Source organism: Janthinobacterium breve (assembly GCF_051380895.1).
In the GTDB taxonomy this organism is placed as follows: Bacteria; Pseudomonadota; Gammaproteobacteria; order Burkholderiales; family Burkholderiaceae_D; genus Janthinobacterium.
This window is the reverse complement of the sequence record NZ_JBNYXY010000013.1, coordinates 122,055-141,919: the sequence shown is the minus strand read 5'-3', so window position 1 is coordinate 141,919 and position 19,865 is coordinate 122,055. Positions and strand designations below refer to the sequence as shown.

Below are 19,865 nucleotides of genomic sequence, written 5' to 3'. Positions count from 1 at the left end.
TTAGTTCAGCAAGCCCGCATCCAGCCGTCCCTCGGCCGCCAGCTCGCGCATGATGCGCACGGTGTCGATGTCGGACTCCTTGTAGGCGGAGCGGCGGAAGTCGTCGTACAGGGCGTTGGCCGCATCGGTGGCCGCGTCGTGGCCGTCGTCGTACTGGAAGCGCACCCACAGGCTGGCTTCATCGGGCATCTCGATGGTCATCACCAGCGAGGAGGCGCTGATATCCTGTTGCGCCGGCACTTCATAGCGCACCTGCAGTTGCGGCACCAGTACCACCTTGTCGTTGATGACCAGCTCGCCATAGCGCAGGCTGCGCGCGAAACCGGCATCGCTGCGCTGGCTGATCTGGCACTCGTCCAGATGCGGCACGAACAGCCTGGGCGATTCGGCGCGCAAGACCAGGCCGCGCCAGACTTGTTCCAGGCTCAGGGTGTCGATCAGCGGGTTCAGCGGATCGTTGATTTCAATCAGATGTTCAAATTTCATGGGACTGCCATTCGGTAAGTGGGCGCGCACGGGCGATATAGGCGGAATGGTACCCCAGCGCTGACGTCGCCGCACGCATTGCATGGGCCAAGATGGCGGCACAGGGCGAGATATCAATGGCATTGCCTGTTTTTTGCGCAGGTCTTGCCGTGCAAATGGCCCACGCGACGCTGTTACAATGGGCTGCTGTTCCCTGCGGAAATACCCCTGATGTCCAAAGCACCACAGTTCGGTCTGAATGCGCCCCAAAGCGAAGCCGTTACCTACCTCGACGGCCCCTGCCTGGTGCTGGCGGGCGCCGGCTCGGGCAAGACGCGCGTGATCACGCAAAAGATCGCCCATCTGATCGAAGACCGGGGCTACGACCCGCGCACCATCGCCGCGCTGACCTTCACCAACAAGGCGGCGCTGGAAATGCAGGAACGCATCGCCAAACTCTTGAAGCAACCACGCCAGGCCAAGCAGTTGACGGTATCGACCTTCCACTCGCTGGGCGTGAAAATCCTGCGCCAGGAAGCCAATGGCGTGGGCTTGAAGGACCGCTTTTCCATCATGGATAGCGACGATTGTTTTTCCCTGGTGCAAGACCTTGCCATTACCACCGATAAACAGGTGATACGCGGCATCCAGAGCGCCATGTCGCTGTGGAAAAACGGCCTGATCGACCCGGACACGGCGCTGGCGCAAGCCAAGGACGAGGACGAGGCGAACGCGGCGCGCATCTACCGCAGCTATGTGGCGACGCTCTCTGCCTACCAGGCCGTCGATTTCGACGATCTGATCCGTTTGCCCGTGGAACTGTTCCGCAATAATGGCCCCGTGCGCGACAAGTGGCAGCGCCGCCTGCGCTACCTGCTCGTCGACGAATATCAGGATACGAACACCTGCCAGTACGAACTGGTGAAACTGATGGTGACGGGCATCGGCAAGAAGCCGATGTTTACAGCCGTGGGTGACGACGACCAGGCCATTTATGCCTGGCGCGGCGCCACGGTGGAAAATCTGAAGACGCTGGAAACGGATTTCCCCGATTTGCGCGTCATCAAGCTCGAGCAGAATTACCGCTCCACCATGCGCGTGCTGAACGCGGCCAATGCCGTCATCGGCAACAACCCGAAGCTGTTTGAAAAGTCGCTGTGGTCCGAACACGGCCTGGGCGAGCCGATCAAGGTGCTGGGCATGCAGACGGACGAGCAGGAGGCGGAGCAGGTCGCCATCATGATTTCGGCCGACCATTTTGAACGCAAGAACAAATTTTCCGATTACGCGATTTTGTATCGGGGCAACCACCAGGCGCGCATCATCGAGCAATGCTTGCGCAAGGAACGCATTCCGTACACGATTTCGGGTGGCCAGAGTTTCTTTGACAAGGCTGAAATCAAGGACATCATCAGCTATCTGCGTTTGCTGGCCAACGAAGACGACGATCCGGCCTTCATCCGCGCCGTGACGACACCGCGCCGCGGCGTGGGGCAGTCGACCCTGGAAGTGCTGGGCGCGTTCTCGGGCCAGTGGCAGTGCTCGCTGTTCCAGGCCGTGTTCAAGGGCGGCATCGAGGCCAAGCTGACGGACCGCCAGTTGGGGCCGCTACGCGACTTCTGCAACTTCATCAATGACCTCGAATCGCGCGCCAGCCGTCCGGGTGCGGCCGGCAGCGGCGACAACGCGGCCGAAGTGCTGGACGACATGATGAAGGAAATCCACTATGAATCGTATCTGTACGATGCCTTCGAAGAGCGGCAAGCGCAAAGCAAGTGGCAGAACGTGCTGGAATTCGTCAACTGGCTGAAGGAACGGGGCCGGGGCGGCAAGGACCGCGATGGCGAAGAAAAGAACGTGCTGGAACTGACGCAGATGGTGGCCCTGATGACCATGCTGGAAGGCAAGGACGAAGAGCAGGACGCCGTGCGCATGTCCACCCTGCACGCCTCGAAAGGGCTGGAGTTCCCGCACGTGTTTCTGGTGGGTGTGGAAGAGGGGATTTTGCCGCACAAGGGCGACCCTGACGCGCCCGCCGAAACCATCGCCGCGCGCATCCAGGAAGAGCGGCGGCTGATGTATGTGGGCATCACGCGGGCCCAGCGCACCTTGCACGTCACTTGGTGCAAGAAACGCAAGCGGGCCGGCGAGCAAGTCCATTGCGACCCGTCGCGCTTCATCAAGGAAATGCAACTCGACGTGGGCGACGCCGTGCCGACGGAGGCGGAAATCATTTCGCCCAAGGAACGGCTGGCGCGCATGAAGGCGCTCTTGGCCACACCGAAAGTTTAATTAAAGGACGTTCACGCTTCCACGGCGCCGTCTGGCGTGGTTTTTGGCACGATGGCCAGCTGCATGCCCAGCGCATCGAGCATCTTTAAAATGGTTTCAAAGCGTGGCTTGCTGCCTTCGCGTAAGGCTTTATACGCGCCTTCGCGCGTGATGTCGGCCCTGGCCGCCACCTTGCCCATGCCATAGGCGCGTACCACGTCATTCATGGCCGACTGGAACAGTTCTGCGTTGCCCGTGGCGACGATTTCGCTCATGTAGGCGGCCACGGCGGCTTTGCTGGTCAGATGTTGCGTCGGGTCAAATTTGCTCAATCCCAGCGCGTCGAGATCGTCCGGGTCAAAGCCGTTATCGTTGATATCCTGGTTCATTTCTTTCGTGCTCCTGTTGATGGACCTGCCGCCGCTTTCCGAATGGCCGCCTGCCGGGCTTTCAAGTCCCTGAGGATTGCTTGTGCCTGCTTGATGTCGCGTTGCTGACTGGACTTGGTGCCGCCCAGCAGCAGCAAGATCAGGGTACCCAGATTGGTCTCGTGAAAATACACGCGCCAGCCGGGGCCGGTTTGTAAGAAGCGCAGCTCGCACACGCCTTCGCCTACCGGCCGCCAGTCGCCCTTTTTTCCATGCTGCAAATGCTTGATGCGCGCATCGATGGCGGCGGCCGCCACGTCGTGCAGGCCATCTTCCCAGCGCCGGTATTCAACCGTCTTGCGCGTATCGATCAGGGATGGCTCGGATGGCGTTGGTGCGTTCATTGTAATCGTTTGTTCTCATTCGTCAAGCGGTTTGAGCCGATATACAGAGAATAAACAGAAATCCGGGGCCGCCTGGCGGCGAATGGCGGGAGTTTGTCCTGGCTCACGCCGCTGCGGCGGTAAAATGCCCCCTTTCAGTCAGGAGTCACCGTGAGCACCATGGACAATGCAGAACAGATGGAAGTACGTTTCGTCGATATTGAAATCAAGCTGGCGCAGCAGGAAGACTTGGTCGAGTCGTTGAACCAGATGGTGTACCAGCAGGGCAAGCGCATCGACCAGCTGGAAGCGATGCTGCACAAGCTGGGCGAGCACGTGCGCGACGGGGCGCAGCAGGCGAATGGCGGACTGGTCAACGAGCGTCCGCCGCATTACTAAATCGGCATCGTGGCGCGGCGCGCATGAAAACCATTCATTACCCGTCAACCCGCTAAGGTCAGTAGTTGCTGGTGACGCAAGTGTTTCAGGCTGTTATTATTTCAGGCTGGCCCGCGACACAATCGCGGCTCTCTTGCGTTTCTTGAAAGAAGACATGACCCGTCCAACAATGCTCGTCATCGCCGCCAGCCTGATGCTGGTGCCAGCCGCCGCCGCTTTTGCCGCCACCGCTACCGCCACTGCCGCGCCCACCACTGCCGTTACCGCGGCCGTCGCCTTGCCCGTTTCGAACCCGTTTGCGCAAGCCAGCAGCCTGCCATTCCACTATCCACCGTTCGACAAGGTGCAGGATGCCGACTACGCGCCCGCCTTTACGGCCGGCATGGCCGCCAACCTGGCGGAAATCAACGTGATTGCGAATAACAAGAAGCCAGCTACGTTCGACAACACCATCGTCGCCATGGAGCGCTCGGGCCAGTTGCTGGGCCGCGTGCGCACCGTCTTTTCCGTGATGTCCGGTTCCAACACGAATGACACGATCCAGGGCCTGGAACGCGAGCTGGCGCCGAAGATGGCAGCCCACAGCGACGCGATCATGCTCAACGACAAATTGTTCAAGCGCATCGACAGCCTGTACGCCAAGCGCGACAAGCTGGGCCTCGATGCCGAATCGAAACGCTTGCTGGAGCGCTATCACACGGACTTCGTGCGCGCGGGCGCCAAGCTGTCGGCGCCCGACAAAGAAAAGCTGCGCGGCTACAACGGCCAGCTGGCCGCCCTGTCGACCAAGTTTGCGCAAAACGTGCTGAAAGAATTGAACGCTTCGGCTGTCGTCGTCGACACGCGCGAAGAACTGGACGGCCTGTCACCGGCCGCCATCGAAGTGGCCGCCGGCCTGGCCAAGAAGCGCGGCCTGGATGGCAAGTATGTGATCGCCCTCGTCAACACGACGGGCCAGGCGCCGCTGTCGTTGCTGACCAACCGCGCCTTGCGCGAACGCATCATGGCCGCTTCGCAAGCGCGCGGCAGCCGTGGCGGTGAGTTCGACAACACCGCCGAAGTGCTGGAACTGGCGAAACTGCGCGCCGAACGTGCCGCGCTGATGGGCTACCCGAATTACGCGGCCTACTCGCTGGAAGACCAGACGGCGCACGACACCACTGCCGTGAACGCGCTGCTGGGCGAGCTGGCGAAACCGGCCGTCGTCAATGCGCGCCGTGAAGCGGACGATATCCAGAAGGTCATCGATGCAGGAAAAGGCGGCTTCAAGGTGGGTGCCGCCGACTGGGCTTTCTATAGCGACAAGGTACGTGCCGAACGCTACAACTTTGATGAGACCCAATTAAAACCGTACTTTGAAATGCACAGCGTGCTGACCAAGGGCGTGTTCTTTGCCGCAGGTAAATTGTACGGCCTCACCTTCAAGCAGCGCACCGACTTGCCCGTCTACACGTCCGACATGCTGGTGTACGACGTCTTCAACGAAGACGGCACGCAGCTGGCCATCTTCACGCTCGACCCTTACGCGCGCGGCAACAAGCGCGGCGGCGCCTGGGCGAATGCCTATGTGGGCCAGTCGAGCTTGCTGAACCGCAAGCCGGTGATTGCGAATAACCTCAACATTCCAAAGCCGGAAGCGGGCCAGCCGACCCTGATGACGTTTGACGAAGTCAACACCATGTTCCATGAATTCGGCCATGCGCTGCACGGCATGTTTTCGAACGTGAAATACCCGCGCTTTGCCGGCACCAGCGTGCCGCGCGACTTCGTCGAATACCCGTCGCAAGTCAATGAAATGTGGGCGCTGTGGCCGGAAGTGCTGCAAAACTACGCCAAGCACTACCAGACGGGCGCGGCCATTCCGGCCGAGCTGCTGGCCAAAGTGACGGCGGCCGACAATTTCAACCAGGGCTATAAAACCACGGAATACCTGGCATCGGCCCTGCTGGACCAGCGCTGGCACCAGCTGACCCCGGCGCAGATTCCCACCGACGTGCTGGCGTTTGAGAAAGCGGCCTTGACGGACGCGGGCGTCGATTTTGCCCCGGCGCCACCGCGCTACCGCACCACGTACTTCTCGCACGCATTTGCGGGCGGTTATTCGGCTGGCTACTACGCCTATCTGTGGTCGGAAAAGCTCGATGCCGACACGGTCGAGTGGTTCAAGGAAAACGGCGGCCTGACGCGCAAGAACGGCGACTGGTTCCGTGCCAAGCTGCTGTCGCGCGGCGGCAGCGCCGATGCGCTCGACATCTACCGCAACTTCCGCGGCCGCGATGCGAAGATCGAGCCGCTGCTGGAACGCCGTGGCTTGAGCGGCAAGTAAGTCGTGTTATTCCGGCGTCAACGCCGGGTAATTGAAAATGGCTGCCAAGCAATTGGCGGCCATTTTTATTTGGAGATTTTGATTGCAAACCGTGGTAAATCGCGCATTTGGCGCGATGCACCACAGGATCGCCCATGTTGGATGACGCCTGTGTGACAGGCTGCTATGATCTGCCACTGGCCCGCGACGCGATCGCGGTTCTTCCCCGCGCTTCCTGAAAGATGTCATGATCCGTCCACAACTGCTCGTCATCGCCGCCAGCGTCATGCTGGCCCACGCCGCTCCTTCCGCCCTGGCCGCCGCCGCCGCACCCGCCGCCGCCATCAGCGCCCAGAATCCCCTGTTGAAAGTCAGCCCGCTGCCGTTCCAGATGCCGCAGTTCGGTCTGATCAAGGATGCTCACTACGCGCCGGCGTTTGCCGAAGGCATGAAACGCCAGCTGGCCGAAGTCAATGCGATTGCCAGCAACCGTCAGGCGCCCACGTTTGAAAACACCATCGTGGCCCTCGAGCGCACAGGGCAGCTGCTGCACCGCGTGCAGAGCATTTTCAGCAACATGACGTCGACCAACACGAATAGCGTGCTCGAAGCGGTGGAAGTGGATGTGTCGCCCAAGCTGGCCGCACATGGCGACGCGATCACCCTGAACCCGAAACTGTTTGCCCGCATCGACACCCTGTACGCCAAGCGCGACAAGCTGGGCCTCGATGCCGAATCCTTGCGCTTGCTGGAACGCTATCACACGGATTTCGTGCGCGCCGGTGCCAAGCTGTCCGATGCGGACAAGGAAAAATTGAAAGCCTACAACGCCGAGCAGGCGGGCCTGGAAACGGCCTTCGCGCAAAACGTGCTGAAGGAAACGAATGCCAAGAGCGTCGTCGTCGACACGCGCGCCGAACTGGCGGGCATGACGGACAGCGATATCGACACGGCCGCCGCAGCCGCCAAGGAACGCGGCTTGACGGGCAAGTTCCTCATCGCCCTCGTCAACACCAGCGGCCAGCCGCCATTGGCCGTGCTGACCAACCGCGCCACGCGCCAGCGTTTGATGGATGCGTCGCTGAACCGGGGCAGCCAGGGCGGCGAGTTCGACAACCGCGCCATCGTGCTGAAGCTGGCGAAACTGCGCGCCGAACGTGCCACCCTGCTCGGTTACGCCAACTATGCCGCGTATTCGCTGGAAGACCAGACGGCAAAGACCACCACGGCCGTCAACACCTTGCTGTCGGAACTGGCGAAACCGGCCGTGGCCAATGCGCGCCGCGAAGCGGCCGACCTGCAGCAAGTGGTCGATGCGGAAAAAGGCGGTTTCCAGGTGGCAGCGGCCGACTGGGCCATCTACACGGACAAGCTGCGCAAGCAACGTTTCAATTTCGATGAAAACGAGTTGAAACCGTATCTGGAACTCAACAGCGTGCTGAATAACGGCGTCTTCTTTGCCGCCAATAAACTGTATGGCATCAGCTTCAAGGAACGCAAAGACTTGCCGGTATACAACCCGGACGTGCGCGTGTACGACGTGCTCGATGCCAACGGCAAGCCGCTGGCCCTGTTCATCGCCGACTTCTATGCGCGCGGCAACAAGCATGGCGGCGCGTGGATGAATGAATACGTGTCGCAATCGTCGTTGATGGGCACGCATCCTGTCGTCGCCAACCAATTGAATATTCCCAAGCCGCCCGCCGGCCAGCCGACCTTGCTGACGTTCGATGAAGTGACGACCATGTTCCACGAATTCGGCCATGCGCTGCACGGCATGTTCTCGAACGTGAAATACCCGCGCTTTGCCGGCACCAGCGTGCCGAGCGACTTCGTCGAGTATCCATCGCAAGTCAATGAAATGTGGGCCGTCTGGCCGGAAGTGCTGCAAAACTATGCCAAGCACTACCAGAGCGGCGCGGCCATGCCGCAGGAATTGCTCGATAAAGTCACGGCGGCAAAGAAATTCAACCAGGGCTTCATGACCACCGAATACCTGTCGGCGGCCCTGCTGGACCAGCGCTGGCACCAGCTGGCGCCGAGCCAGATCCCGACCGACGTGCTGGCCTTTGAAGCGGCGTCGTTGAAGGATGCGGGCGTCGACTACGCGCCCGTGCCGCCGCGCTACCGCACCAGCTACTTTTCGCACAGCTTCTCGGGCGGTTACTCGGCGGCCTATTATGCCTACCTGTGGTCGGAAAAGCTGGACGCGGAATCGGTCAACTGGTTCAAGGAAAACGGCGGCCTGACGCGCAAGAATGGCGACTGGTTCCGCAGCAAATTGCTGTCGCGTGGCGGCAGCGTCGATGCGCTGCAACTGTTCCGCGACTTCCGTGGCCGCGACGCCACCGTGGAGCCATTGCTGGAACGCCGCGGCTTGAACGCGAAGTAAGCCGTCCTCATCAGAAGCTTGCGTTGCGTTGACATGGCGCACGCAAGCTTTCCGTGCCGGCGGCGTAGAATTGAGTAAGATGTCAATGAAGATGTAAATAAGAAGGCAGTTGAAAGAGTATATGAGTCAGCAAGATTTGAATGGCATTACCCTGGAAGGTATCGTGACGCGCCTGCACGCCCATTACGGTTGGGACGGCCTGGCCAAGCACATCGATATCAATTGCTTCATTAGCGATCCCAGCATCAAGTCGAGCCTGAAGTTTTTGCGCAAGACCCCGTGGGCCAGGAGCAAGGTGGAACAGCTGTACCTGGACACGCAATTTACTGACTGACAGGAAAAAGATATGGATAGCAAACTCAAGGAATCGCTGCAACAGCTGCATTCGACACTAGCAACCAGCGGCCCCGTCGATGAAGAACTGCATGGTTTGCTGCAAAAACTCGATGTCGACATCAAGTTGTTGATGGAAAAGCGCGCCGCGCAGGAACAGGACGAAGAGTCGATCACTTATGGATTGGCCGAGCGCAGCCAGGAATTGTCGGCCAAGTTCGCCGTCAAGCATCCGAAACTGGAGCCGGCCTTACGGGAATTGGGTGAGATTTTAGCCAATATGGGTATTTGAGCAAGTCTTGAGGAATGCCGGGCCCGTTCCTGCGGGAAAGGGCCACATTTCCCCAAGTGATTGAAAAATAAACGTTTTTTATACGAAAATCCAACAGTAAAAAGCTGGCTGTCAGGTTGGAAATGGCCAATTCCGGTACAATCCGTACCCTATGAGCTCCCCTACCAATTTATTTTCGACCGTTCCCAAGCGGTCTGCCCGCGCTGCCGTGGCGCCTTTCCTGCCGATGTCGCGTGCCGAGATGGATGCGCTGGGCTGGGACCAGTGCGACGTCATCCTCGTCACGGGCGACGCCTACATCGACCATCCGAGTTTCGGCATGGCGCTGGTGGGCCGCCTGCTCGAAGCGCAAGGTTACCGCGTCGGCATCATCAGCCAGCCGGACTGGCTGTCGGCCGAGGCCTTCCGCATCCTCGGCAAGCCGCGCCTGTACTACGGCATTACCGCCGGCAACATGGATTCCATGGTCAACCAGTACACGGCCGACCGCAAGATCCGCTCCGACGATGCCTACACGGCGAACGCGGAACCAAATAAACGCCCGGACCGCGCCGTCACCGTGTACGCCCAGCGCGCGCGCGAAGCGTATCCCGACGTGCCGGTGGTGATCGGCAGCATCGAGGCGTCGTTGCGCCGCATCGCCCATTACGATTACTGGTCGGACAAGGTCCGCCGTTCCGTCTTGCCCGATTCCAAGGCTGATTTGTTGATCTTTGGCAATGCCGAGCGGGCGCTGGTCGACCTGACCCACCGCCTGGCCGCTGGCGAAGCGATCAAGGATATCCGCGACTTGCGCGGCACGGCCTTCATGGTGCCGGCCGGCTGGCTGCCCGGCGAGGACTGGGGCGTGCACAATTCCACCCGCGTCGACGTGCCCGGCAAGGTCGACCCGCACTACAGCCCGTACGAGATGGTGCAGGAAGACAAGACCGCCTGCGCCACGGAAAATGCCTCGAAATCGGCCGAAGTCATCAAGCCGATCCGCATCATGAGCCGCGAAGAGCGCCTGGCCATGGCCAAGGAAAAGCACGACAAGACGGTCGTGCGCCTGCCCGCCTACGACGTCGTCAAGGATGACCCCGTGATGTATGCGCACGCCTCGCGCGTGTTCCACCTGGAATCGAATCCCGGCAATGCGCGCGCCATGGTGCAGGCGCACGGAGAACGCGACGTGTGGCTCAATCCGCCGCCGCTGCCGCTGGCCATGGACGAGATGGATGGCGTGTACGACATGAATTACGCGCGCGCGCCGCACCCGAGCTATGGCAAGGCGCACATCCCTGCCTGGGAAATGATCCGTTTCTCCGTCAACATCATGCGCGGCTGCTTCGGCGGTTGCACCTTCTGCTCGATCACGGAACATGAAGGCCGCATCATTCAGAGCCGTTCGGAACCGTCGATCCTGCGCGAGATTGAGCATATCCGCGATAAAACCAAGGGCTTTACGGGCACCATTTCCGATATGGGTGGTCCCACGGCGAATATGTACCGCCTCGCTTGCAAGGAAAAAGAGATCGAAGTGTCGTGCCGCCGCCTGTCGTGCGTGTACCCGTCCATCTGCGTCAACCTGGGCACCGACCACAGCAAGCTGATCTCGCTGTACCGCAAGGCGCGCGCCATTCCCGGCATCAAGAAAGTGTTGATCAGCTCGGGCTTGCGCTACGACCTCGCCGTGCGTTCGCCCGAATACGTGAAGGAACTGGTGACGCACCATGTGGGCGGCTTGCTGAAGATCGCGCCCGAGCACACGGAAGAGGGGACCTTGTCGAAGATGATGAAGCCTGGCATCGGCGCGTATGACGAGTTCAAGGAAATGTTCGACCGTTTCTCGCTGGAAGCGGGCAAGAAGCAATACCTGATCCCGTATTTCATCGCCGCCCATCCGGGCACGACGGACCTGGACATGCTGAATCTGGCCCTGTGGCTGAAGAAAAACAATTTCAAGCTGGACCAGGTGCAAACCTTCATGCCTACGCCGATGGCCATGGCCACGACGATGTATCACACGCGCAAGAATCCTTTGCGCAAGGTCACGGCAGATTCGGAAGTGGTGGAAACGGCGCGCAGCGGCAAGATCCGCCGCACGCACAAAGCCTTCCTGCGCTACCAGGATCCGGCCAACTGGCCTATCCTGCGCGAAGCGCTGGTCAACATGGGCCGTGGTGACCTGATCGGCAATGGCGACAAGCACTTGATTCCTGCCTGGACCTCGTCGGAATCGGGCGGCCTGGCCGCAGGCGAACGCAGCCGCCAGACGCATGGCGCCGGCACGCCGGACAAGTTCAAGGTCACGCCGGGCAAGAACCGCATCGCCCTGGGCGGCACGGCCGCGGCGCCGAAAGCGTCGGCTGCCGAGTCGAAAGTGCGTCCATCGATCTTGTCGACCATCAAGACGAAGGCCAAACCGGCCGCCGCGTCGATGGGCCGTGGCAGCAAGCCGCCGGCCAAGGGCGGCCATGCCGCGCCGGCACGGAGCGGACGCAAGTAAGCCAGCCTGACCAATCCTGGCGCCTCCTCTGAAAAACCCGGCAACGCGTACTGCGTTGCCGGGTTTTTTGCTCTCTGCGCACCAAGATGGGGCGCGGTACCCTTTGGTGGCAGGATTTTTACCAATATTTAAAAATTGAATAGAGCAAAAGGCAATTTTCCCTTGTGGCAACTTGGTGTTTGAAAATATACTCGTTGAATATTTAGTCGTACGGCAACAATGCTGCCATTCTGGCAAGCGATACAGGCGTACGGCGTCAGCGTTGATATGAAAAGAGATGCCAATTGAAATGCCTTTCCTGCCAGGCCGAGAATAAACCGGGCGCAAAATTCTGTTCTTCCTGCGGCACGACGTTTGCCGTTGCCACGACCGTTGCCGCCCCGGTGCCAGGCAAATCCTGTGGCCAGTGCGGTCATGATTGCAAGGCCGATGCCAAATTCTGCCCCAAGTGCGCGTTCAATTTTGCTGTCGCGCCGCTGCCGGTCGCCGTGCCAGTAGCAGACGTGGTCGCCGAAGCTGTCCCGGAACCCGTTCCCGTTCCCATTTCCATCCCGGAACCGGTCGCGTCACCACCGCCACCGCCCGTGCTGGAAAAGCGCCGTGCCGATCCCGAACCTGTGCCCGCACCTGTGCCGGAACCAGAAGCCACTCCCGCACGCGTGCCGGACAGTGTTCCCGATATGCCGGCTGACAGCCCAACGGGCGGCAAGCGCATGAAACTGATCGCTGCGACGGTCACAGCGGTGGTGCTGCTGGGCGGTGCGGGCGCTTACTATTTCTTGTCAGGCAAGCCGCCAGCAGCGGCGCCGGAACCCACGCCAACCTTGTCTGCGCAGGAGGACCCTGCGTCTGCCGCCGAGCAGCCTCTGGCCATCAGCGACCCTGTGCTCGATGGCGCCGCGACGGCCGACTTTGCCGCAACTCCTGCTGCGGCTGCAGATGAACCCACGCCAGTGCCGGAGGCCGCTCCCGCTCCCGAGCTGGCACGGGCACCTGTTGCGGAAAAGCCGGCCAAGCCCGTCAAGGCAGCACCGCCAGCCGCCCCTGCCAACAAGGCTGCCGGCCTGGAAAGCGTGATTACGGAGAGCCTGTCGGAAGCGAGCCACTGCATGAGCCAGCGCAAATACGACTGTGCCATTGCCAACGCGAATGCCGTGTTGCGCATGGACAAGGGCAACCGCTACGCGCTCGACATCAAGCACAAGGCGAAAGAAGCGCAAGACAAGGCGCTGTCGCAAATCCAGATCGAGTAAGCCGCGCTGTTTGCCTTCCCCCTATTTTGTTCCTCCCGGAGAATAACGTGAAAAACTTGAAACAAATTGCCAAGCCCATGGTGGCGCTGCTGGTCGTGTCCTCGATGCTGGCCGGTTGCGCCGCGCCGGGTGGCCCTGGCGCCACCGGCACCACCACCGCAGGCACGGAAGCGGCCAGCGGTGAATGCAATACCGCCATGCTGGCCGGCATCGGCGCCGTCGTCGGCGGTTTGCTGGGCGGTGGCACCAATACCGTGCGCGGCGCGGCCCTGGGCGCCAGCCTGGGCGCACTCGCCTGCGTGGCCTTGAATTATCAAAGCCAGCAAGTCAAGACGGCGCAGCAGGTACAGGCTGACTACAAGGTGGCCAACAAGGGCAAGTTGCCCGAGCAGTCGACGCTGGTGAAGTATGAGACGGGCTTTACGCCGTCCTCCGTGCGTCCGGGCCAGAAGGCGCAGACCAATTCGTATATTGAAGTGGCGGCCGGCACGCGCGATCCGAATCCGTTGGTGGAAGAAGAATTGAGCCTGTACAAGCCAAATGGCGACTTGATCAAAACTGTGCGCAAAGTGGTCAGCAGCAACAACGGCAGCGGCGCCTACAAGGGCGGCTTCTCGATTCCCATGCCCGAAGGCGTACCGCAGGGCATTTACCCCGTGCGTACGGCCTTGTACCTGAATAGCAAGCGTGTCGGTGGCCAGGACGTCAAGCTGCAGATCGTCCAGCGCCAGGCGCCTGCGAGCGAACTGCAACTGGCGCTGGCCTACTAACACAGAGCAATACACGGGGCGGCCAGGCCGGCCGTCCCATCCCTATTCACCCCTTCCAGGCTAGACATGACCATTTCCACAGAAGCACATAAACCTCTTCCCTTTTCCTCCGCCGTGGGATCGCTGATCGAAGCGACCGACGCCATCAAGAATTTCCGCGCGATTGCCCTGCTGGCCCTGACCTTCATCGGCGCCGTGCTCGTCGGTGGCGTGCTGACGATGCTTGCCGGCAGCATGAGGAGCCCGCTGCTGGCCTTTTTCGGTGGCTTGATGGCCTTCCTCGTGATGTTTTACGGTTCCAACGCCGTGGGCATCCTGCTGATGCGCGATGTGCAGGGCCAGCCTGGCATGAGCCTGGTTGATGCCGTGCTCGTCTCGCTGTACACGAGCCACCGCCTGATCGCGGTCGTCTTCCTGGAGTTTTTGATCGTGCTGGCGGCCATGATCGCCATCGCCATTATCTTGTTCGTCTGCAAGATTCCCGTGCTGGGCCCCGTGCTGTATGCGGTGGTCTTCCCCTTGTCGGCCATCGTGCTGGGCGTGCTGGTGTTTGCGCTGTTCTACGTGATGTTGCCGCTGGCCGGCCCTGCCGCCTGGTCGGGTGCCAGCGTGTTCCAGATCATTGCCCGCCTGAACCAGATCGTGCGCACCAAGCTGGTGTCCGTGATCCTGCTGGAAGTGCTGCTGTTCCTGATCACGTCGTTTGTGGCCCTGCTGATCTTTGGCGTGCTGGGCACGGGCGGGTCGCTGACCACGGGCATGTCGGCCGGCATCCTGGGCCTGGGCAGTCAGATGAATATGTACACGCTGGCCTCGGGCCTGGGTGGCGGCAGCGGTTCCGGCTATATCATCGCTGCCGGCCTTGGCGGCGGCTTGCTGATGGCGGCCGCAGCCGTCGTACCGGGCTTGATCTTCACCAAGGGCGTGTGCATCATTTACCTGAACGCCACGCGCAATGTCGATTTCAGCGCCTCGGAAGCGAGCCTGAACGACGGCCTGGCCGTGGTCAAGAAGAAAGCCGAGGAAGCGCGTGAACGTGCGCGTGCCCTGACCGAGCAGGCGACGGCACCAGCCGCTCCAGCCGCCCCGGCAGCGGCAGCCGCTGCACCGGCTGACAGCCTGCAATGCCCGAACTGCAAGGCGCCGGTCGCATCCGACGATGCGTTCTGCGGCGAATGCGCGCATAAACTCAAGTAAGGCAGACCATGGCTCACTTCTGCACCAAATGCGGCACGGCCTATGCCCCGGGCGCGCGCTTTTGCGATGAATGCGGCAAGGCCCTGAACGCCGCATCGTCGCCGGCACCTGCACCGGCCGCGACGTCGGCGTTGTCTGGCGTGAAGCGGCATCACGTCATTATCGCCGGTGGCGTGCTGGCGGTGCTCATCGTTGCCGGTGGCGCGCTGGCGTGGCTGCTGGCGCCCGAAGCGGCCTCGGCCAGCAGTTTCAGCCGCGCCATCAACGCCCATCTGGCGGCCGACGCGGCGGCGCGCGACAAGTTGCTGTGCCTCGCCAACTTGCCGTACCAGAAGGAAGAAATCCGCGTGGCCTCGTACGATACCTCGACCCGGCAATGGCTCGATATCCTCGTGCGTGGCGGGCTGTACAGCGCTCCCGTCGAGCAAGGCAGCGGTGGCTGGGTTGCCCAATCGCAATTTGTCTACGCATTGGCCGCCCCGGGCAAGGCCGCCTTGCGCGGCGACAAGCTGTGCGTGGCCAAGGGCGTGAAAGCGGCCAAGGTCAGCGGCTACGATCAGGTGCGCGACCTGGGCGCACAGCAGGTAGCAATGGCCAAGGCCACGCTGACGCTGACCGATGAGGCGGCGTGGTTCGCCAAGTCGGCGGACCGCGCGCTGATCCTGCAACGCTTGCCGGATGGCGACCTGGAAGTGCGACTGCCGATGGCGCTGGTCGACAAGCAATGGCAAGTCATCGATGAAGCGCAGATGAGCCAGGCGGCCATGACTGGTGTGATGGGCAAATCGCCGGCCGTGCAGGGCGCGGGCATGCTGGACAAGCTGAAGAGCGCGTTCCGCTTTGGCGGCCACCCGGCGGTGGGGAAATGGCAGGCGGCGATGGGCAATGTCCTGGAATTTACAAGTGACAGCGTGATCAATAACGGGACGTCGACCAAGGCCACCTTCACCACCAACGGCAATACCGTGACGATCACGCCGGAAGGCGCGGGCGATGCGGCCATGGACATTATCGTCAGCGACGATGGCAGCACGGCGCAGATCAGCATGGGCGGCATGCGAGTGACGACCCTGCAGCGCATGCGGGATTAAGCAGCTATCCAGGCGGCGCAGCTTGCCGCCTTGCATCATTTCCAGAGCCCGGCCGTGCCGGGCTTTTTTACGCTTGTCAGCCGGCGGCGCAGCGACTGGTTTATCTTGACATCAAGATAGTTCGCGCCCACACTCGATTTTTATCTTAATATCGAGATAGTTGTATGACCTCTTCCTCCGCCCGCCCCGCCTGGGGCGATATCGTACTCACGGCGCTGGCGCCCCTGATCTGGGGTTCCACGTATATCGTCACGTCCGAACTGCTGCCGCCCGATCGCCCCTTCACGGCGGCCCTGATCCGCGTGCTGCCGGCCGGCTTGCTGTTGCTGCTGCTGATGCGGCGTCTGCCCGCGCGGCGCGACTGGGGCCGCGTGCTAATCTTGTCCGCATTAAATATCGGCGTGTTCCAGGCGCTGCTGTTCGTGGCCGCCTACCGTTTGCCGGGCGGCTTGGCGGCCGTGGTGGGTGCCATCCAGCCGCTCTTGGTGATGGGCCTGGCCTGGGGCGTGGAAGGGCGTCGTCCGGCCCGCCTGGCGCTGGGGGCCAGCGTGCTGGGCGTGGCCGGCATGGGCGTCTTGCTGTTGTCGCCGCGCACGGTGTGGGAACCCATCGGCATCGCCGCCGCACTGGGCGGCACGGCCTGCATGGCGGCCGGCACCTACCTGACGCGGCGCTGGAAGCCGGACTTGCCCGTGCTGGCGCTGACGGGCTGGCAATTGCTGCTGGGCGGCCTGATGCTGGCGCCCGTCGCCTGGCTGGCCGATGCGCCCTTGCCGGCGCTATCCCTGCAGCAAGTCCTGGCGTACGCCTACCTGTGCCTGGCCGGCGCCCTGCTGGCGTATGGGCTGTGGTTCCGCGGCATCGCCCGCCTGTCGCCCGTGGCCGTCTCCTCGCTGGGCCTGCTCAGTCCCCTGATGGCCGTCGTGCTGGGCTGGGCCTTGCTGGGCCAGGCCATGACGGGCTGGTCGATGCTGGGCTTGCTGCTGGTGCTGGCCAGCGTGCTGGCCGTGCAGTGGGCCAGTGCCCGGCCCGCAACAAACCGCTGACTTCCGCGCATTTCTCCCAGGCGGGCTGATCGCATCGGCCTGCCAGTTCCCCTCCGGACATCCCCTTTTTTGCTGCACCGCACATACAGTTTTGCTTGCACTGATATGGCGCATTGAGGCACTATTCGCTTCGCGCAAACGTTTGCGCGCAATGAAATTCCATAAAAGCATGCTCTACACGTGCTTGACCAACAACTCTGGAGACGCTCATGACATCCCGTATTCGCCTGAAAATGATTGCCGCTGCTGTCTTGGTGTGTGCCTTGCCCGCCGTGCCGGCGATGGCACAGACACCTGCCAAGCCGAAGGTGGCGCTGGTGATGAAGTCGCTCGCCAATGAATTTTTCCTGACCATGGAAAACGGCGCCAAGGCGCATCAGAAGGCGAATGCCGCCAAGTACGACTTGCTGTCGAACGGCATCAAGGATGAAACGGATACGTCGAGCCAGATCAAGCTGGTCGAGCAAATGATCGTCTCGCGCGTCAACGCGCTGGTGATCGCTCCGGCCGACTCGAAGGCGCTGGTGCCGGTGCTGAAGAAAGCCATCGACGCGGGCATCATCGTCGTCAATATCGACAACAAGCTCGACGAGGGCGCCCTGAAAGAGAAGGGCATCAGCGTGCCGTTTGTGGGTCCGGACAACCGCAAGGGCGCCAAGGTGGTCGGCGATTACCTGGCCAAGCAGATCAAGAAGGGCGACCCTGTCGGCATCATCGAAGGCGTGTCCACCACCTACAACGCGCAGCAGCGCACCCTGGGTTTCCAGGACGCCATGAACGCGGCCGGTGCCAAGGTCGTCAGCGTGCAGTCGGGCCAGTGGGAAATCGCTCCTGCCAACACGGTGGCCGCCGCCATGCTGAACGCCAACCCGAATATCAAGGCTTTGCTGTGCGGTAACGACAACATGGCCATCGGCGCCATTTCCGCCATCAAGGCGGCCGGCAAGACGGGCAAGGTGCTGGTCGTCGGCTACGACAACATCAACGCCATCAAGCCGATGCTGGCCGATGGCCGCGTGCTGGCCACCGCCGACCAGTTCGGTTCGCAGCAAGCCGTGTTCGGCATCGACACCGTGCTGAAAGCCCTGGCGCAGAAGAAGAAACAGGCCGAGCTTGGTGGCGTCATCGAAACCAAGGTCGAACTGGTCGCCAAGGGCGCCAAGTCCTGATCGTTTGATCCCGCCGGGGCCGGCGCCTGCCTACTTACGAGTAGGCGGCGCCGGCCCCGCCGCCACTACCGCGGAGTTTTATCATGCCTACCGACATTCCCCCGGCGCCACCGGCCGCCACCCCTCTATTGACCTTGGACAACATCGGCAAGTCCTATGTCGGCCCCGTGCTGGGCGGTGTGGGCCTGCGCTTCGCCCCTGGCCAGGTGCTGGCGCTGACGGGAGAGAACGGCGCGGGCAAGAGCACCCTGTCGAAGATCATCTGCGGCCTGGAGCAAGCCACCACCGGCACCATGCTGCTCGATGGCAAGCCTTACCAGCCCGCCTCGCGCGGCGCCGCCGAGGCGCTGGGCATCCGCATGGTGATGCAGGAACTCAATTTGATTCCCACCCTGTCGATCGCGGAAAACCTGTACCTGAAAAACCTGCCGCAGCGTTTCGGCTTTATCGACCGTACGCGCCTCGAACGCGACGCGCGTGAACAGATGGAAAAAGTCGGCCTGGGCGGCCTCGACCCGTGGACCCTCGTGGGCGAACTGGGCATCGGCCACCAGCAAATGATCGAAATCGCGCGCAATCTGATCGGTTCCTGCCGCCTGCTGGTGCTCGACGAGCCGACGGCCATGCTGACGCACCGCGAAGTGGAATTGCTGTTCCTGCAAATCGAACGCCTGAAGGCCGAAGGCGTGTGCATCATCTATATTTCACACCGCCTGGAAGAACTCAAGCGCGTGGCCGACCGCATCGCCGTACTGCGCGACGGCCAGCTCGTGTGCGACGACGATATCGCGGGACACTCCGCCGCCGACCTGGTCAGCCTGATGGTGGGCCGCTCGGCCGACGATGCAGTGGACTTGAGCGGGCGCACCATCGGCGCGCCGCTGTTGCGCGTGCGGGGCCTGGCGCGCGGCAAGGTGGTCAACCCCACTTCCTTCGACTTGCGCGCGGGCGAAATCCTCGGCATTGCGGGCCTGATCGGCTCGGGCCGCACGGAATTGCTGCGCCTGATCTTCGGCGCCGACCGTGCCGATGCTGGTGAGGTGTTCCTCGGTGACAGCACAACGCCCGCCGCCTTGTCTTCTCCGCAGGCAGCAGTGAAAGCCGGCATCGCCATGATCACGGAAGATCGCAAGGGACAAGGCTTGTTGCTGCGCCAGTCCATCGCCGTCAACACCACCCTGGCATCGCTCGATACCGTCAGTGGCGCAGGCTGGCTCAACGACGCGGCCGAAGCGTCGGTGGCCGACGACTACATTCAACGCCTGGGCATCCGCTCGCGCAACAGCGCGCAAACGGTGGCCGAGTTGTCAGGCGGCAACCAGCAAAAGGTGGTGATTGCCCGCTGGCTGTACCGCGACTGCCCCGTGATGCTGTTCGACGAGCCCACGCGCGGCATCGATATCGGCGCCAAGTTTGATATTTATCAGGTGCTGGCGGAACAGGCGCGCCAGGGCAAGGGCTTGCTCATCGTGTCGAGCGACTTGCGCGAACTGATGCTGATCTGCGACCGCATCGCCGTCATGAGCGCGGGCAGCATCGTCGAGACCTTCGAGCGCGGTGCCTGGAGCCAGGACGCGCTGCTGTCGGCCGCCTTCTCCGGCTATTTGACCCCCACTTCCACTCCAGCTGCGGCCTGATCCGCC

General features: G+C 61.9%; 17 protein-coding genes and 1 pseudogene. 15 read left to right on the top strand and 3 right to left on the bottom strand.

The annotated features are described in order from the left end of the window. Positions 1–486: an SRPBCC family protein gene (locus ACQ4W0_RS25420; protein WP_102120983.1), complete on the bottom strand. Its 486-nt coding sequence runs from the start codon at positions 484–486 to the stop codon at positions 1–3. A 210-nt stretch (positions 487–696) separates the two neighbouring features. Here ACQ4W0_RS25420 and ACQ4W0_RS25415 point away from each other — a divergent pair, with 210 nt between their 5' ends. Continuing rightward, positions 697–2,757, top strand: coding sequence for a UvrD-helicase domain-containing protein (locus ACQ4W0_RS25415; RefSeq protein ID WP_436579278.1), 2,061 nt, complete (start codon positions 697–699; stop codon positions 2,755–2,757). Positions 2,758–2,768: 11 nt separating this feature from the next. Here ACQ4W0_RS25415 and ACQ4W0_RS25410 read toward each other — a convergent pair whose 3' ends face one another. Both ACQ4W0_RS25410 and ACQ4W0_RS25405 read right to left on the bottom strand, forming a co-directional pair. Beyond that, positions 2,769–3,125: an addiction module antidote protein gene (locus ACQ4W0_RS25410; RefSeq protein ID WP_436579277.1), complete on the bottom strand. Its 357-nt coding sequence runs from the start codon at positions 3,123–3,125 to the stop codon at positions 2,769–2,771. Further along, the gene (locus tag ACQ4W0_RS25405; protein WP_436579276.1) at positions 3,122–3,508 is read right to left on the bottom strand and encodes a type II toxin-antitoxin system RelE/ParE family toxin; all 387 of its coding nucleotides are present in this window, start codon (positions 3,506–3,508) and stop codon (positions 3,122–3,124) included. Before ACQ4W0_RS25405 ends, ACQ4W0_RS25410 begins: the two co-directional genes overlap by 4 nt. Positions 3,509–3,667: 159 nt before the next feature. Between ACQ4W0_RS25405 and ACQ4W0_RS25400 the strand changes: the two genes are divergently transcribed. The 14 genes and pseudogenes from ACQ4W0_RS25400 to ACQ4W0_RS25335 all read left to right on the top strand — a co-directional run bounded on the left by ACQ4W0_RS25400 (position 3,668) and on the right by ACQ4W0_RS25335 (position 19,859). Next, positions 3,668–3,886 carry a SlyX family protein gene (locus ACQ4W0_RS25400; protein ID WP_034753936.1) on the top strand — a complete coding sequence of 73 codons (219 nt, stop codon included), beginning with the start codon at positions 3,668–3,670 and terminating at the stop codon, positions 3,884–3,886. A gap of 154 nt (positions 3,887–4,040) precedes the next feature. After that, complete coding sequence (locus ACQ4W0_RS25395) at positions 4,041–6,212, top strand: M3 family metallopeptidase (protein WP_436579275.1); 2,172 nt, start codon at positions 4,041–4,043, stop codon at positions 6,210–6,212. 226 nt (positions 6,213–6,438) lie between these two features. Beyond that, on the top strand, positions 6,439–8,583 hold the full coding sequence (locus ACQ4W0_RS25390; protein WP_436579274.1) for a M3 family metallopeptidase: 2,145 nt from the start codon (positions 6,439–6,441) through the stop codon (positions 8,581–8,583). Between the two features lie 121 nt (positions 8,584–8,704). Further along, the gene (locus ACQ4W0_RS25385; RefSeq protein WP_071326083.1) at positions 8,705–8,917 is read left to right on the top strand and encodes a VF530 family protein; all 213 of its coding nucleotides are present in this window, start codon (positions 8,705–8,707) and stop codon (positions 8,915–8,917) included. A gap of 12 nt (positions 8,918–8,929) precedes the next feature. Next, on the top strand, positions 8,930–9,208 hold the full coding sequence (locus ACQ4W0_RS25380; RefSeq protein WP_436579273.1) for a DUF4404 family protein: 279 nt from the start codon (positions 8,930–8,932) through the stop codon (positions 9,206–9,208). Between the two features lie 226 nt (positions 9,209–9,434). Further along, positions 9,435–11,696, top strand: coding sequence for a YgiQ family radical SAM protein (locus ACQ4W0_RS25375; RefSeq protein WP_436579339.1), 2,262 nt, complete (start codon positions 9,435–9,437; stop codon positions 11,694–11,696). 284 nt (positions 11,697–11,980) lie between these two features. Next, positions 11,981–12,088, top strand: a pseudogene (locus tag ACQ4W0_RS25370) (zinc-ribbon domain-containing protein); the annotation flags it as partial. Between the two features lie 96 nt (positions 12,089–12,184). After that, a complete protein-coding gene (locus tag ACQ4W0_RS25365; protein WP_436579343.1) occupies positions 12,185–12,949 on the top strand; it encodes a hypothetical protein in 765 nt (254 codons plus the stop codon). 47 nt (positions 12,950–12,996) lie between these two features. Continuing rightward, positions 12,997–13,719, top strand: a complete 723-nt coding sequence (locus ACQ4W0_RS25360) for a hypothetical protein (RefSeq protein WP_436579272.1) — start codon at positions 12,997–12,999, stop codon at positions 13,717–13,719. 66 nt (positions 13,720–13,785) lie between these two features. Beyond that, complete coding sequence (locus ACQ4W0_RS25355) at positions 13,786–14,916, top strand: zinc ribbon domain-containing protein (RefSeq protein WP_436579271.1); 1,131 nt, start codon at positions 13,786–13,788, stop codon at positions 14,914–14,916. Positions 14,917–14,924: 8 nt separating this feature from the next. Continuing rightward, a complete protein-coding gene (locus tag ACQ4W0_RS25350; protein ID WP_436579270.1) occupies positions 14,925–16,007 on the top strand; it encodes a zinc ribbon domain-containing protein in 1,083 nt (360 codons plus the stop codon). 164 nt (positions 16,008–16,171) lie between these two features. Further along, positions 16,172–17,053 carry an EamA family transporter gene (locus tag ACQ4W0_RS25345; RefSeq protein ID WP_436579269.1) on the top strand — a complete coding sequence of 294 codons (882 nt, stop codon included), beginning with the start codon at positions 16,172–16,174 and terminating at the stop codon, positions 17,051–17,053. Positions 17,054–17,262: 209 nt separating this feature from the next. Then, positions 17,263–18,222 carry a sugar ABC transporter substrate-binding protein gene (locus ACQ4W0_RS25340; protein WP_436579268.1) on the top strand — a complete coding sequence of 320 codons (960 nt, stop codon included), beginning with the start codon at positions 17,263–17,265 and terminating at the stop codon, positions 18,220–18,222. Between the two features lie 83 nt (positions 18,223–18,305). Continuing rightward, positions 18,306–19,859: a sugar ABC transporter ATP-binding protein gene (locus tag ACQ4W0_RS25335; RefSeq protein WP_436579267.1), complete on the top strand. Its 1,554-nt coding sequence runs from the start codon at positions 18,306–18,308 to the stop codon at positions 19,857–19,859. Positions 19,860–19,865 lie beyond the last annotated feature (6 nt).

What these genes read in the sequence shown, in the direction of transcription:
- ACQ4W0_RS25420 (WP_102120983.1), bottom strand. Translation starts at nt 486, where the DNA reads ATGAAATTTGAACATCTGATTGAAATCAACGATCCGCTGAACCCGCTG.
- ACQ4W0_RS25415 (WP_436579278.1), top strand. Translation starts at nt 697, where the DNA reads ATGTCCAAAGCACCACAGTTCGGTCTGAATGCGCCCCAAAGCGAAGCC.
- ACQ4W0_RS25410 (WP_436579277.1), bottom strand. Translation starts at nt 3,125, where the DNA reads ATGAACCAGGATATCAACGATAACGGCTTTGACCCGGACGATCTCGAC.
- ACQ4W0_RS25405 (WP_436579276.1), bottom strand. Translation starts at nt 3,508, where the DNA reads ATGAACGCACCAACGCCATCCGAGCCATCCCTGATCGATACGCGCAAG.
- ACQ4W0_RS25400 (WP_034753936.1), top strand. Translation starts at nt 3,668, where the DNA reads ATGGACAATGCAGAACAGATGGAAGTACGTTTCGTCGATATTGAAATC.
- ACQ4W0_RS25395 (WP_436579275.1), top strand. Translation starts at nt 4,041, where the DNA reads ATGACCCGTCCAACAATGCTCGTCATCGCCGCCAGCCTGATGCTGGTG.
- ACQ4W0_RS25390 (WP_436579274.1), top strand. Translation starts at nt 6,439, where the DNA reads ATGATCCGTCCACAACTGCTCGTCATCGCCGCCAGCGTCATGCTGGCC.
- ACQ4W0_RS25385 (WP_071326083.1), top strand. Translation starts at nt 8,705, where the DNA reads ATGAGTCAGCAAGATTTGAATGGCATTACCCTGGAAGGTATCGTGACG.
- ACQ4W0_RS25380 (WP_436579273.1), top strand. Translation starts at nt 8,930, where the DNA reads ATGGATAGCAAACTCAAGGAATCGCTGCAACAGCTGCATTCGACACTA.
- ACQ4W0_RS25375 (WP_436579339.1), top strand. Translation starts at nt 9,435, where the DNA reads ATGTCGCGTGCCGAGATGGATGCGCTGGGCTGGGACCAGTGCGACGTC.
- ACQ4W0_RS25355 (WP_436579271.1), top strand. Translation starts at nt 13,786, where the DNA reads ATGACCATTTCCACAGAAGCACATAAACCTCTTCCCTTTTCCTCCGCC.
- ACQ4W0_RS25350 (WP_436579270.1), top strand. Translation starts at nt 14,925, where the DNA reads ATGGCTCACTTCTGCACCAAATGCGGCACGGCCTATGCCCCGGGCGCG.
- ACQ4W0_RS25345 (WP_436579269.1), top strand. Translation starts at nt 16,172, where the DNA reads ATGACCTCTTCCTCCGCCCGCCCCGCCTGGGGCGATATCGTACTCACG.
- ACQ4W0_RS25340 (WP_436579268.1), top strand. Translation starts at nt 17,263, where the DNA reads ATGACATCCCGTATTCGCCTGAAAATGATTGCCGCTGCTGTCTTGGTG.
- ACQ4W0_RS25335 (WP_436579267.1), top strand. Translation starts at nt 18,306, where the DNA reads ATGCCTACCGACATTCCCCCGGCGCCACCGGCCGCCACCCCTCTATTG.